General features: G+C 66.2%; 14 protein-coding genes. 2 read left to right on the forward strand and 12 right to left on the reverse strand.

The genetic code is table 11. The annotated features are described in order from the left end of the window. Window positions 1–396: GAF domain-containing protein (locus AC04MI_RS18910; protein ID WP_476498416.1), on the forward strand; the 396-nt coding region annotated here is incomplete at its 5' end. 29 nt (window positions 397–425) lie between these two features. Here the strand turns inward: AC04MI_RS18910 and AC04MI_RS18915 are convergent. From AC04MI_RS18915 to AC04MI_RS18970, 12 genes are all read right to left on the reverse strand, one after another. After that, entirely contained in the window at window positions 426–1,262 is an 837-nt protein-coding gene (locus AC04MI_RS18915) for an urease accessory protein UreD (protein WP_436078157.1), read from the reverse strand. Window positions 1,263–1,354: 92 nt separating this feature from the next. Further along, window positions 1,355–2,740, reverse strand: a complete 1,386-nt coding sequence (locus AC04MI_RS18920) for an FAD-binding oxidoreductase (RefSeq protein WP_436078156.1) — start codon at window positions 2,738–2,740, stop codon at window positions 1,355–1,357. Between the two features lie 101 nt (window positions 2,741–2,841). Next, window positions 2,842–3,762: an ABC transporter permease gene (locus AC04MI_RS18925; protein WP_370641382.1), complete on the reverse strand. Its 921-nt coding sequence runs from the start codon at window positions 3,760–3,762 to the stop codon at window positions 2,842–2,844. Further along, window positions 3,759–4,589, reverse strand: a complete 831-nt coding sequence (locus AC04MI_RS18930) for an ABC transporter ATP-binding protein (RefSeq protein WP_476498417.1) — start codon at window positions 4,587–4,589, stop codon at window positions 3,759–3,761. Before AC04MI_RS18930 ends, AC04MI_RS18925 begins: the two co-directional genes overlap by 4 nt. Before the next feature lie 197 nt (window positions 4,590–4,786). Beyond that, window positions 4,787–5,785 carry an ABC transporter substrate-binding protein gene (locus tag AC04MI_RS18935; RefSeq protein ID WP_476498418.1) on the reverse strand — a complete coding sequence of 333 codons (999 nt, stop codon included), beginning with the start codon at window positions 5,783–5,785 and terminating at the stop codon, window positions 4,787–4,789. Between the two features lie 86 nt (window positions 5,786–5,871). Then, window positions 5,872–6,735, reverse strand: a complete 864-nt coding sequence (locus AC04MI_RS18940; RefSeq protein ID WP_121505600.1) for a creatininase family protein — start codon at window positions 6,733–6,735, stop codon at window positions 5,872–5,874. A gap of 29 nt (window positions 6,736–6,764) precedes the next feature. After that, on the reverse strand, window positions 6,765–7,229 hold the full coding sequence (locus tag AC04MI_RS18945; protein ID WP_436078153.1) for a RidA family protein: 465 nt from the start codon (window positions 7,227–7,229) through the stop codon (window positions 6,765–6,767). Then, window positions 7,226–8,545 carry an amidohydrolase family protein gene (locus AC04MI_RS18950; protein WP_476498421.1) on the reverse strand — a complete coding sequence of 440 codons (1,320 nt, stop codon included), beginning with the start codon at window positions 8,543–8,545 and terminating at the stop codon, window positions 7,226–7,228. Before AC04MI_RS18950 ends, AC04MI_RS18945 begins: the two co-directional genes overlap by 4 nt. A 23-nt stretch (window positions 8,546–8,568) precedes the next feature. Next, window positions 8,569–9,156, reverse strand: a complete 588-nt coding sequence (locus tag AC04MI_RS18955; RefSeq protein ID WP_476498422.1) for an NAD(P)H-dependent oxidoreductase — start codon at window positions 9,154–9,156, stop codon at window positions 8,569–8,571. A 32-nt stretch (window positions 9,157–9,188) separates the two neighbouring features. Further along, window positions 9,189–9,491 carry a 2Fe-2S iron-sulfur cluster-binding protein gene (locus AC04MI_RS18960; protein ID WP_099729425.1) on the reverse strand — a complete coding sequence of 101 codons (303 nt, stop codon included), beginning with the start codon at window positions 9,489–9,491 and terminating at the stop codon, window positions 9,189–9,191. Between the two features lie 189 nt (window positions 9,492–9,680). After that, window positions 9,681–10,337: a TetR family transcriptional regulator C-terminal domain-containing protein gene (locus AC04MI_RS18965; RefSeq protein WP_476498423.1), complete on the reverse strand. Its 657-nt coding sequence runs from the start codon at window positions 10,335–10,337 to the stop codon at window positions 9,681–9,683. Window positions 10,338–10,410: 73 nt separating this feature from the next. Beyond that, window positions 10,411–10,926 (reverse strand): nucleoside deaminase, encoded by a 516-nt coding sequence (locus AC04MI_RS18970; protein ID WP_476498425.1) that lies wholly within the window; start codon window positions 10,924–10,926, stop codon window positions 10,411–10,413. Window positions 10,927–11,376: 450 nt separating this feature from the next. Between AC04MI_RS18970 and AC04MI_RS18975 the strand changes: the two genes are divergently transcribed. Next, window positions 11,377–12,372: an isopenicillin N synthase family dioxygenase gene (locus AC04MI_RS18975; RefSeq protein WP_476498424.1), complete on the forward strand. Its 996-nt coding sequence runs from the start codon at window positions 11,377–11,379 to the stop codon at window positions 12,370–12,372. The last annotated feature ends 212 nt before the right edge of the window (window positions 12,373–12,584 follow it).

Here is a 12,584-nt window from a genome sequence, read left to right on the forward strand (position 1 = left end):
CTGCGCACCCGCCTCAACATGGACGTAGCCTTCGTGTCCCAGATCACCGAGGGGCGCAGAACCATTAAGGCGGTGGACAGCGCCGCAGACTTTTCCGCAGTGCAGCCGGGCAGATCGGACCCCGTGGAGGAAAGCTGGTGTCAGTGGGTGATCGAGGGGCGCTTGCCTGAAGCGATCAAGGACGCCGGGCCCCTGGTGGTGGCGGGCCGGGCACCCAACCCCGGCTTTCCCATCGGCACGCATCTGAGCACGCCGGTGCGGCTTTCGGGCGGGGAGATATATGGCACGTTGTGCTGCTTCAGCCGTGGCGTGCAGGCCGACGTGGACATCGGCCGCCTGCGGTACACCGCTGACCTGCTGGCCTCGCGGCTCACACTGGATCCTGGTAAGCGCTGACCTCCTGCAGGGCAGTTTTGATCGGCCCCTTACATCGCCCAGATCCGGGGTGCTTCCCCTTCCAGCGACCACATCGCCCGACGCCACACCACCCGCACGGCCTTGAGCAGTTTCATCGCGGGCTCCACCTGCGGCGCCAGCACGCGCACCACCACCATGCGGTCGTTGGGGCTGGTGGCGCCTGCGGTTGCCTTGACCTGGGGGTGCTGATCCATCACCGCACGGGCGGCGTCCAGCGCAGCGTCGCGGCGGGTGCGGTCCAGGGGCGTGCCAGCGGCAAAGAACAGGCTGGCCATACAGCGGTGGCCTGCCAGGCCCAACGGGCTGCTCAGCAGGCGTTCATCGGCGGCGTTGATCACGCCGCGCTCGAGCCACAGGCCGGGCACTTCCAGGTGCTGGGTGAAGCGGCCTTGTTCAAACGGCTGGCCCGCGTGCGGCAGGCCCAGTGCGGTCACGTCCCAGGCGATGCATTCGGCGCCGGGGGCGAGGTTCAACGTGAGGTGGTTTTCAGCGTGACAGGCGCTGTAGCACAGGGCTTCGAGCGGCAGCCACTCCAGGCGCGCGCCTTCGGCCAGGGTGAGGTGGCTGCGTTGCAGCGCCAGCGGGCCGGTGGAGCGGTAGAAGCGCGTGGCACCGGGCGTGGTGACCAGGCCATGGGCGCCGGGGCCCACGGTGGTGGTGATGTCCAGCGTGTCGCCGCCCACCAGSCCGCCSGGCGGRTGCACCAGCACGTTGTGGCAGATSGCRTCGCCCTCGGGRTASAGGCTTTGCAGGATGCGCAGCGGCCCGTTGTGCTCGTAGCGGGCTACCGTGCGGGCGCTATGTTCTGCCGTGTAGTCGAGCTGAAGGCGGGCGTGCCAGGGCATGTTTCGATGGTTTGCTACTAAATGAGTAGCTGATTATGCCCTGCAGGCAAGAGGTAGAGGCCTGTGGGTGCGACACGCGTCACCCGTTTTCTCTACGCTGTTTGGCGTACAGGTGTCTGCACGGGGGCTGTGGGTTCGGCCGGGTACCAGCTGCGCAGCTTGCCCGGGTTGAGCAGGCCCTGGGGGTCAAAGCGGCGCTTCATGCCCACCACGGCCGGGTCCAGGTTGTTCTGCTTGCCGTCTTCCACGATGTACACATGTGGGTTGTTGATCTGCACGCCGTGGTCGCGGTAGATCTGCATGATCTGGTTCAGACGCTCTTCGGTGGTGTAGCGGATGATCTGCAGGCCGCTGCAGTTGAAGGCGCCTTCCTTGGTGCGCAAGAACTCCAGGTGCATCATCACCTCGCCCTTCAGCGCGGCCTCCAGCGCCTTCACCTGCTTGAGGCGGTGCATGGGGTTGAAGCCGCTCTGGATATAGGTCAGGCCCTTGTCCACCTTGAGGGCGTGCAGGGTGGTGTGGTTCCAGGTGTATTCGAGCAGCGTCTTGTGGCTGCTGGCCACTTCGTCGGCCGTCTTGCGGTAGGTGACCTGACCGCCGTGCTGGGCCACCATGTCGCGCATGCCGGCTTCGGAGTGCGGGGCTACCAGCATCAGCACCGCGTGCTGGTCGGCGGGCAAGTGCTCGGCCAGGCTGGTGAAGTATTGCGGGATGGGTGCGGCCAGAAAACACACCTCTTTTTTCTCCAGCCCGGGGGCGCTGCCAAAGCGGTCGGCAAAGTCCAGCGCGTCGTCAAACTTGTCGAAGGTAGCGATACATTCGGTCCACTCCACGGCAGGGGCCAGGGCTACTTCCAGCTCCAGCACGATGCCGTTGGTGCCGTAGGTGTGGTGCAGCAGCATGGCTTCGGGGCCGTGCAGTTCGATGATCTGCGGTTCGGGCTCCACCGTCATCGCACGCACGGCCAGCACGTTGCCAGGCGCGGCCAGCGGGCCGTGGTTGATGGAGCCTGCCCCCCCAAAGCCRCCGCCRAACAGSCCGCCSAGCGTGGCGCTGCGGTAGGTGCTGGGCAGCCAGCGCAGCTCTTGCCCATGGGGCTTGGCCTGCGCATCAAAGTCTGCCAGCCGGATGCCCGACTGCGCGCGGCCCACACCGCCGCGCACCCAGCCAAATGCGTTGTAGCCCGACAGGTCCAGGATCACGCCGCCGTGCAGCGGCGTGCTTTGCCCGTAGTTGCCGGTGCCGCTGCCGCGCACGGTGAGGGGAATGCCCGCGCTGGCGCAGGCGGCCACCACTTGGCGGATCTCTGCTTCGGTGCGCGGGCGCACGGCGATGTCGCCGCGCTTGCCCGCCAGGTCGCGTTTGAGCACGGGGCTGAACCAGGCAAAGTCCTGTGAGAGGCGGCCCACGCGCAGCGGGTCAGCAATCCAGTCGAGGTCGGGCAGCAGGTCGGGCAGTTGATGGGCGGTGGTGGTCATGTCGGTATCTCCTTGGCCGCTGGTGGCCGTTTTGGGCATAAGAAAGCCCTTGCCGCGCGCCATTGGCTGCGCGCGGTGTGTTGGCGATGGGGTTGAAAGGGCTAGTCGTGCGACGTTTCGCTGGCGTGCCAGCCGCCCAGGGCGACACGGGTGAGCCAGGCCATCAGCACGAACAAGGCGACGCCAGTGAGCGAAATCAGCAGCAGTGCAGCAAACATGCGCGGGATGTTGAGCTGAAAGCCGGCCTGCAGGATCTGGTACGCCAGCCCCGCACCCTGTCCCCCGGTGCCCGCCACAAACTCCGCCACCACGGCGCCGATGAGCGCCAGGCCGCTGGAAATGCGCAGCCCGCCAAAGAAGTAGGGCAGCGCGCTGGGGATGCGCAGGCGCAGCAGCGTCTGCAGCCGCGTGGCGCGGTTGAGCTGGAAGTAGCTTTGCAGGTCAGGCTCCACACTGCGCAGGCCCAGCGTGGTGTTGCTGATGATGGGGAACAGGGCGACCAGTGCGGCGCAGATCACCATCGATGCCGTCGGGTCCTTGACCCAGATGATGATGAGCGGTGCCACGGCCACGATGGGCGTGACCTGCAGCAGCACGGCGTAGGGGAAGAGCGCGGTCTCGATGCGTTTGCTCTGGACAAACAGGAACGAGATCAGCACGCCCGCCACCGTGGCCACCACAAAGGCCAGCACCGTGATCTTGACGGTGACCCACAGCGAGCCGCCCAGGGCGGCCCAGTCGGTGAACAGCGTCTTCATCATCAGGATGGGTGAGGGCACCAGGTAGGGCGGTAGCTCCATGGCCGTGACCAGCCCCTGCCAGAGCGCGATCAGCACCAGGCCGACCAGCACGGGGTACACCACGCGCTGCACGCGGGGTTGGGCCATGAGCGGCGGGCGTTTGGGTGTGGCCTTGGCGGCAGGTTTGGCAGCGACTGGTGCAGGCGCTGAGCGCGGTGCGGCTGCGGGGTGGGCGGTGACCACGGGCGACGCCATCGGTGCGGAAGGGAAGGGGGTGCTCATGCCACGGTCTCCTCGGTGTCCACGCTGGCGCGAAGCAGGCTGTCCTGCAGCAGCTTGGCGTAGCGGCTGAATTCGGGCGACACCATGAAGTCGGCCGTGCGGGGGTAGGGCGCGTCGATGCAGAACTCTTCGACCACGCGGCCGGGGCGCGCGGCCATCATGACCACGCGGCTGGAGAGGAACACCGCCTCGTGGATCGAGTGCGTCACAAAGATCACGGTGAGCTTCTTCTTGCGCCACAGATCCAGCAGGTCGGCGTCGAGCTTGTGGCGCGTGATTTCGTCGAGTGCGCCAAAGGGCTCGTCCATCAGCAGCAGGTCGGGCTGGGTGACCAGGCCGCGCGCAATCGACACGCGCATTTGCATGCCGCCCGACAGTGCACGGGGCAGGGCGTTGGCAAACTTGGACAAGCCCACCAGCGCCAGCGCTTCGGTCACGCGCGCGTCGGCCTCGGCACGCGGCACGCCTGCCAGGTCCAGCGGCAGGCGCACGTTGGTCTGCACACTGGCCCAGGGCATGAGCGTGGGCGACTGGAAGACAAACGCCATCTTCTTGCCGCTCTCTTCCAGCTGCGCCACGGGCTTGCGCCACAGGTGCAGGCGGCCGTCGGTGGGCTCCAGCAGGCCTGCCACCATYTTSAGCAGCGTGCTCTTGCCGCAGCCCGARGGSCCSAGCAGSGTGACGAACTCGCCTTCSKCRATSGTCAGGTCCACCGGCAGCAGSGCCTGSGTGCCATTGGGGTAGGTTTTTTCGGCCGAGAGCACCTCCACGGCAGGTGTGGGGCGCGGCGCGGGTGCCAGAGGTGGCGAGGCAGCGGGAATGGACATGGTGGTGCCTTTCGATGGATGTGGCCGGGGAGGCTGGCCGCTGTGTCAGGGCGATGGGGCTTATCTGTCGTAGCGCTTGGCTTGGCGCCAGCCGCTGGAAACTGGCGCGGCCCGAGCCAGCGAACGCCGAGCAAGGGCCGCCCCGCAGCGAGGGCGTTGTCCCCCTTGGGGGAAGGCGCGAAGCGACTCAGGGGGGATCAAGGAAGAACCTTGAGGTCTTTGACGAACGACGTGGTGTAGGTCTCGGCCAGCTTCACCTTGGCAGGGTCGATGAGCTTGGCGTCCACCAGGAAGTCGTAGCTGGCCTTGGCGCGTGCGTCGGTCATGACGCCGATGCCCATGGTGGCGGCGTCACCACCCGTGGCCATGCCCATTTCCTTGAGCTTGGCCACGCTGTAGGCGAGCTGCTCGTCGGTCATGTTGGGGTTGTCCTTCTTGATGAGCGCGTTGGCCGGGGCGGGGTCGGCCAGATAGCTCTTCCAGCCTTCCATCGATGCCTTCACGAACGAGGCCACGGCGGCGCTGCGGTCCTTCACCGTCTTTTCCATGCACGAGATGGTGGTGGCGTAGGCTGGGTAGCCTTGGTCGCTGAACATCAGCGTGTTCGCCTTGACGCCCGCCTTGGCAATCGCAAACGGCTCGGACGTCAGGTAACCCTGCTGGGCGGAGTTCTTGTCAGCGACAAAGGGCTGGATGTTGAAGGTGTAGGGGCGCGTCTGTKMGTCSKTGARGCCGWACYTGGCCTTGAGCCAGGGCCAGTAGCCGCGCTGGGCCGACGAGGCGATCAGGATGGTCTTGCCCTTGAGGTCYTCGAAYTTCTTSACGTCCTCGTGSGCRATSAGYACCTGCGGRTCCTTCTGGAASAMGGCCGCCACGTTGACCACGGGCACGCCGCCTTCACGCATCTGSATCATCTGCAGGTCGCTCGAMCCCATSAYGCAKTCGGCCTGGCCGGCGGCCATCATCTGCRYGATGTTGACCTGSGGGCCGCCCATCTTGATGGTCACRTCCAGSCCGTRCTTYTTGTASAKGCCCRKMGCCACCGCYTGGTAGAAGCCGCCATGCTCGGCCTGCGCATACCAGTTGGTCATGTAGGTGAACTTTTCCTGCGCGTGGGCTTGCATGGTGCCGACGGCACCAACAGCGAGCAGCGCGGCTGCACCAAGTTTGGAAAGGCGGGAGGCGGTCTTCATCATGTTGGTACTCCGGTAGGGTGGTGGAGGTGGAACGAAGGGACAACGAAGGGAAAGGCGAAAAGGTTTTGCGATAGCGTTCGCAGGTTTCAGGCCAGTGCGCTGGAGTGCTCCACGTGGCCGGTGTGATGGGCGCGGCCCCAGGTGGGCTCAGTGCGCGGTGCCCACTGCAGCCGATGCAGCTCGGTAATGGCGGCGGCCCAGCTCACGGCCAGCGAGTCGAGGATGGCGTGGCCCTGTTCGGCCGTGGCGGGCAGCGGGTCGCCAATGATTCCGCTGGGGCCGAAGTCGCGCGCACTCCAGGCGCAGGCCGGGCGGCCGTCGGGTGAGAGCAGGGGCGAGTCAAAAACGGGCGGATAGTTGACTACCGCACGCTCCATGTGCACGGTGTCGGGAGCCAACGCCAGCATCAACGCCGTCTCGGCGTGGCCTGCGTGCATGGCCAGTTTCTTTTCGGTGTCGGACAGGTACTTGCCCGCCACATGTGGTACCCGCCAGGTGAAGCTGGGCACCACGATGAAGTCGCCATGGCGCAGGCGCAACTCGCGTGCGCACATCTCCATCACCTGCGGCTGGCCGCCGTGGCCGTTGACAAACAGCAGCTTGCGAAAGCCCGCGCGGTACACCGACTCGCCCACCTCGTTCATGGTGGCCAGCAGGGTCTCGCCGCTGAGCGTGACGGTGCCGGGGAAGTGCAGGTGCTCTTCGGACTTGCCGTAGGTGATGGGCGCCATCGCGAACGCAGGCACATCGGCCGGCAGGCGCGCCAGCGCATGGCCCACCACACCCGCGCTGATCACCGTGTCCACCGCACAGGGCAGGTGCGGGCCATGCTGCTCGGTGGCGCCCGTGGGCAGCACGATGACGGTGTTCTCCTTGTCCGGCAGGTCTGCGATCTCGGTCCAGCTCAGGTAGGGCAGGTAGCGGTGGGGCGGGTTGTAGCCGTGCAGCATGGGTGGTTCTTTCGTGAAGGAAGGCGTTGTCAGCGCAAGGGGAGGTAGGCCGTGGCCTCCACCTCGATGAGGATGTCGGGCGTGGGCAACATGCCGCTCACTTCCACTACGGTGGATGCGGGTGGCTCGCCGGGGAAGAACAGCTTGCGCACGCGGCTGTACTGTGGGAAGTGGTCCAGATTCTTGAAGTACTGCACCAGCTTGAACACGTCGGACATCTGGCCGCCGGCGGCCTCAATGGTCTGGCGGATGCGGTCGAGCACATACCAGCTCTGCGCGAGGATGGGGCCTTCCTTGATGTCGCTGCTGAACTCGCCCGTGCGGCCAATCAGCGTGGCGGCCTCACGCGGGATGTCGTCGTAGCCGCGCACGATGCGGCTGGCGGCAGGGTCCACGGCAATGATCCCGCTCAGGTAGATGAAGTCGCCTGCGCGGCGCCATGCGGCGTAGCGGGCCAGGGGCTGGGCGATACCTGGCGCAGATGTGGGGCTCATGCGAGGCTCCTTGCGGATTGGGTGGTTGGCACATGCCAGGCAGCCGGTGCATAGCCGCTGGCGACGCGGCCCTGGCGCAGCACCACACGGCTTTGTGCGCGCGATGGAAAGCCCCAGTGGTCAGCCTGCGTGAAGACCAGCAGGTCAGCCACCGTGCCAGGCTGCAGCGGCAGCGCCGTGGTGCCAGTGCGGCCGGTGCACAGCCAGTCGGCGCGGCACAGCGATTCGCTCCATTGGTCGAAAGGTGCATCCAGCTGCGCAGCCAGCACACCCGTGGCCAGGGCTTCCAGCGGGTCAAAGCTGCCCACGGGGCAGAACGGGTCTTGCACGTTGTCGCTGGCGACCAGCACCGGGATGCCGCGTGCACGGGCCTCCTTCACCAGCGTCAGACCACGCTGGCGCGGCGTGCGGCCGGTGGTGGCGTCCTGCAGCAGCAGGTTGGTGATGGGCAGCGTGACCAGGGTGATGGGGCTTTGTGCCACGGCATCGAGCGTGGCGAGGGCCGTGGCCTCGTCCTGTGCGGCCAGCGCGCAGGTGTGGCCGCAGACCACATGGCCTTCAAAGCGCAGTTCTTTGAGCAGTGCGGCGGTGGTCGCCAAGCCCTGGGCGCCGGGGTGCAGTTCTTCGTCCACATGCAGGTCCACGTTCAGGCCATGGTGTTGTGCGGCTTCCAACAGGTGGCGCAGCGCCTGCGGGTCCCAGTTGGTAGAGTGCACAAACCCGCCCAGCAAGGCGCCAGGGCCGCTCGCAGCCACGGTGGCCGCCAGCCGCAGGGCGGCGCTGCGGTCTGCGTACAGGTGCAGGGGGATCAGGCTTACGCGCTCCAGCGTGATGCGGTCGGCCCAGTCGTGGGCCAGTGCGCGCAACACGTTCCAGGCCAGTGGCTGCGCGTCGGGCTCCCACCAGTCGCAGTGGGTGCGCAGGTGCACGGTGCCTGCGTCGTAGGCCCATTGCAGCGCGCGGCTGGCGCGGGCGTGGGTGTCTGCTTCGGTCCAGCTTTGGCGATCCACCATCATGGCCTCGATGGCGCCCAGCAGGCCGGGTTTGACCTCTCCCATGCGCGGCAGGGTGAAGGCCTTGTCCAGGTGGGTGTGCGCATCGACCAGGCCGGGCAGCACCAGCGCGCCTGCCACGTCCCATACAGCGCCGTGTAGCGCAGGCTGGGTGCCGTGGGGCAGCACTTGCACGATGCGGCCCTGGGCCAGCTGCAGGTCGGCCAGTGCGGGCTGGTGGCCCTGCTGCGGCCACGCGGAGGGCAGCAGCCAGCGCGGCAGCCGGGCGCGCAGGATGTGGTCGGGGGTGTTGGATGCGTGCATGCCGTGGCCTTTAGAACGTGGTCTTATGCAAAGCGCGCCATCGCCTGGCCCACGCGGGCTTTGAAGGCCGCCAGCCGGGGCGGTGTGGCCACGTTCATGTGGTAGTAGGCGTGGTAGTCCACCCGCGCCTTGCCGCCCGTGAGCAGGCGCATGTAGCGGGTGATGGACTTGCGCGGCGGGTCGCCCATGAACAGGGCCGTCCAGCGGGGGCGCCCGTAAGTGACCACGGCTGAGATGCGCTTGATGTGCGTGAGCGAGGGTTTGACGTTGTGCGGATCGCTGATGTCAAAGGCCACGCCGGGCATGAGCACGCGGTCGAAAAATCCCTTGAGCATCGCCGGCATGCCAAAGCACCAGGTGGGAAAGCAGAAGACCACGGCTTCGGCCCAGAGCAGGCGGTCCACATAGCCCTGCACGGGCAACTGGTTGTTGGGCACCTCGTGGTAGCCCAGGCGCTCTTCGCGTGTCATCACGGGGTTGAAGCCCTCGGCGTACAGGTCGCAGTCGTCCACCTCATGGCCCGCGCCGCGCAGCTGCTGCACCACCTCGGTGTGCAGTGCGGCGTTGTAGCTGGTCTCTACCGGGTGGCAATAGATCACGAGGATGCGCATGGCGGGGGTCCTTCGGGTTGTGGGGGATGGGCCTACAGGTCCAGCGTGAGCGTGGCGCTGTGGCTGCGTGCGCAGCACACGGCGACGTGGGTGGCTTGCTCTGCAGCGCTCAGGCAGCTGTCGCGGTGGTCGGGCTCGCCGTCCAGCCAGCGGGTCACGCAGGTGCCGCACACGCCCTGCTCGCACAGGGTTTCCAGCGGTACGCCAGCGAGCTGCAGCACATCGGCCATGCTCTCGCCGGGGGCGACGGGCAAGCGCATCTGGCTGCGCTGCAGGATCAGCTCGAATGCGTGTTCTGTGCGGGCGGCGTCGGCGGTGTCAGGGGCTGTCTGCATTGTTTGACCATGTGATTTGATCGATTGGTCAAACTATTGCAAAGGCTGTGCCAGCCACAAAAAGCGGTCAAACGTCTTTGTGGTGGATCAACGCGGCCTGAAAGGGGCTTTTGACGCCGCGTGCTGGTGCAAATTGCCCGGGATTCGCCCCTCGGGCACCTAAGGGATGCCCAGAATGGGGCGGGGGCCTTAGCCTGGTGCGAGGCCGCAGCCCAGCAGCACAAAGCTGGTGAGTTCGCGCACGATGGGCTCGCGGTCGATGGGCTCGTCGGGCGCCAAGCCCAGCATGATGTGCACCTGCACGCCGTAGTCGGCGTAGTGCTGCGTCATGCCCCAGATCTGCATCAGCAAAACCTTGGCGTCCACCTTGCGCATGCGGCCTTCGGCAATCCAGCGGTTGATGAGGTCCACCTTCTGCTGGGTGGACTTGACGGCCACCGGCCAGTACTTGCCCAGATTGCGCCCACCGCCCAGCACCTCGGTGGTGAAGATGCGCGACAGGCCCGGGTTGTCCRGCGCGTAGTCGAGCTTTTTGCGCACGTAGCTGCTCAACACCTTCTTGGGATCGTCGCTGTTGCTGTCAAAAATGAAGGCGCCCGACCAGCCGTTGAGCACCGAGTACAGCAGCTCTTCATACAGCTCTTCCTTACTGCTGATGTAGTAGTGCAGCTGGGGCTTGGTCAGCCCGGCGCGCTCGGCGATGGCTTTGGTGGATGCCCCCTTGAAACCATGGCGACTGAACTCGGCAATGGCTGCCTCGCGGATGGCGCCCAAGATGCGTTCGCGCCCCTGTTTGGCGCGGCTGAGCAGCGCGCCGGAGGCGGCTTCGGCTTCGGATTCGGTCATGGCTTTGGTGCGAGGCATGGGGGATGGGCGATGGCAGAGTGTGCGCCGCAGATTCTGCCCGCGCAGGAGTGGGTCAGACTTTCCAGAACCCGATATGGGGCGCGCTGGCTTCTTCGACCAGCGCCGGGCCGATGCATTCGATGGCGTGGGGCGAGGCGGCAAACACGTCGCGGCACGACAGCTCGGCRTCGCGCTGSTCSGSCCGCTCGCCCCGGAACACGCGCAGSCGCTCGGCRTCRATGCCRAACACCACGCGSCCRATGYYCGACCAGAAGATSGCGCCCGCRCACATCACGCAGGGCTCGGCCGACGAATACAGCGTGGCCTTGGCCAGGGCATCGCGCCCCACGCGCGGGCTGAGCTGGCGCACGGCATTGGTCTCGGCGTGACCGGTGCAGTCGCCGGTCTCGGTGGTGTTGCAGTAGGCCTCGGCCAGCAGGCGCCCTTCGGCACTGATGACCACCGCACCAAACGGGCGGTTGCCGCGCGCGCGGGCCGTGCACGACCACGCGATGGCCTGGCGCAGGTAGGTGCCGTCCGTGTCGTTGATGGGGGTAGGGTCGTCAAAGCTGGCTGGGGGTGCAGACATGAGCGCGTGCATGGTGTAGGTGTCTCCGTCGATGGTGGGTGGGTGGCTGTCGTTGTGCAACGCCGGACTGTCTGCACGCCCGCCGTTGTGGTGCAGGGCGCTATGCATTTGGCATGCCAATCACAATCAGTGACATGTATGCATGGCTTTTGATGCGCGTGCACAAGCGCTCTCAACCTGCGTGGGCACACATGCATGGCGCCGTGGGCATTCTTCTTGCATCGCTGTTGGCAAGAGTAGAAGCGTTCACTGCATTGCCCCCTGTGCCATCCTGCGCGGGGAGATGCCAGTCGGAAATTGCTCTTGAAGCCCGCTGTGCGCGCAGCGGTGTGCGTTTGCACACCGTGGCTTCAAGGGTTGAAAGGACGGCCGCCGCATGCGGTGCCACCCACTCTTGAAGCACCCAGCGGGAGGGCCTTTCTTCCTTCCACTTGTCTTCAGGAGAACTGCATGACCACCACTGCCACCTACGACCTCGCCGAACTGCAAAAAGAAACGCGCATGGGCGCGATGGGCTCGGAAACCGCGAGCCGCGAGATCCGCCGCATCGACCTCAGCCACTTTGCGCAGCGCAAGAACGAGATTGCCGACCAGCTGTGGGACGCCGCCGTTGATGTCGGCTTTTTCCAGATCGTGAACCACGGCATTGACCTGGCCGAGGTGCACAACGCCTTTGCGATGACCGAGCGTTTCTTTGCGCTGCCGGATGCCGTGAAGGCGCAGTACCCGCTCAAGAAGGCGCTCAACGTGGGCTGGGAGAGCCGCGCGCAGGTGCGCCCCTCCACCGGCACTCCGGACCAGAAGGAGTCGTACCAGATCACCCGCCCGCACATGGCAGGCCTGTGGCCCACCGACGAGGAGCTGGCGGGCTTTCAATCCACCATGCTGACCTTCGAAGGCCAGTGCTGGCAGGTGGCCATGCAGGTGCTGTCGTGTTTTGCGTGGAAGCTGGGGTTTGACGAGGCCTTCTTTGCCCGAGCGCACGACCCTGCGCAGGCCAGCTACCAAAGCACCTTGCGCCTGCTGCACTACTTTGCGACCCCGCCCGAGCAACAAGCCAGCCTGGGCCTGTGGCGCGCCGGGGCGCATACCGACTTTGATTGCCTGACCCTGCTCTTTCAGCGCCAGGGCCAGGGCGGCCTGCAGGTGTGCCCGGGCAAGGAGATGGACACCCAGGCCTGGACCTCGGTGGAGCCCGACGAGCAGGCCATCACCTGCAACATCGGGGACATGCTGATGCGCTGGAGCGACGACCAGCTGCCCAGCAACTTCCACCGTGTGAAGAACCCTCTGCCCGGCGAGTACATGGGGCCGCGTTACAGCATCGCCTTCTTTGCCCAGGCCAACCGCGACGCCATCATCGAAGGGCCCGGCAAGAAGTACCCGGCGATTGCCGCGGGCGACTACTTGAACCAGCGGGTGGCGGCCAACTTCAAGGCTTATTGACGCGTGACTTGGGAGGCAGGGGTGGGCGCTTGTCCGCCCCGCCGATGCCTGGGTGGTCGGCTGCCGTCGATGGCGTGGCCGTGCAGGGGCTAGCTCAAGCGACGTGACGCGGTACACCCACAGCGCTTATCCGGAACACGGTGTCTTCCGGGTCCGCCAGCACCGCCTGCCATTGGCCGTAGTACGTGGCGTAAGGTGGCTTGATGACCTGT

It is taken from the genome of Acidovorax sp. LjRoot204 (assembly GCF_056175785.1).

Bases quoted from the DNA above. Each gene is read 5' to 3' on its own strand.
- AC04MI_RS18940 (WP_121505600.1), bottom strand. From the start codon at position 6,735: ATGCTGCACGGCTACAACCCGCCCCACCGCTACCTGCCCTACCTGAGC.
- AC04MI_RS18950 (WP_476498421.1), bottom strand. From the start codon at position 8,545: ATGCACGCATCCAACACCCCCGACCACATCCTGCGCGCCCGGCTGCCG.
- AC04MI_RS18945 (WP_436078153.1), bottom strand. From the start codon at position 7,229: ATGAGCCCCACATCTGCGCCAGGTATCGCCCAGCCCCTGGCCCGCTAC.
- AC04MI_RS18975 (WP_476498424.1), top strand. From the start codon at position 11,377: ATGACCACCACTGCCACCTACGACCTCGCCGAACTGCAAAAAGAAACG.
- AC04MI_RS18955 (WP_476498422.1), bottom strand. From the start codon at position 9,156: ATGCGCATCCTCGTGATCTATTGCCACCCGGTAGAGACCAGCTACAAC.
- AC04MI_RS18960 (WP_099729425.1), bottom strand. From the start codon at position 9,491: ATGCAGACAGCCCCTGACACCGCCGACGCCGCCCGCACAGAACACGCA.
- AC04MI_RS18925 (WP_370641382.1), bottom strand. From the start codon at position 3,762: ATGAGCACCCCCTTCCCTTCCGCACCGATGGCGTCGCCCGTGGTCACC.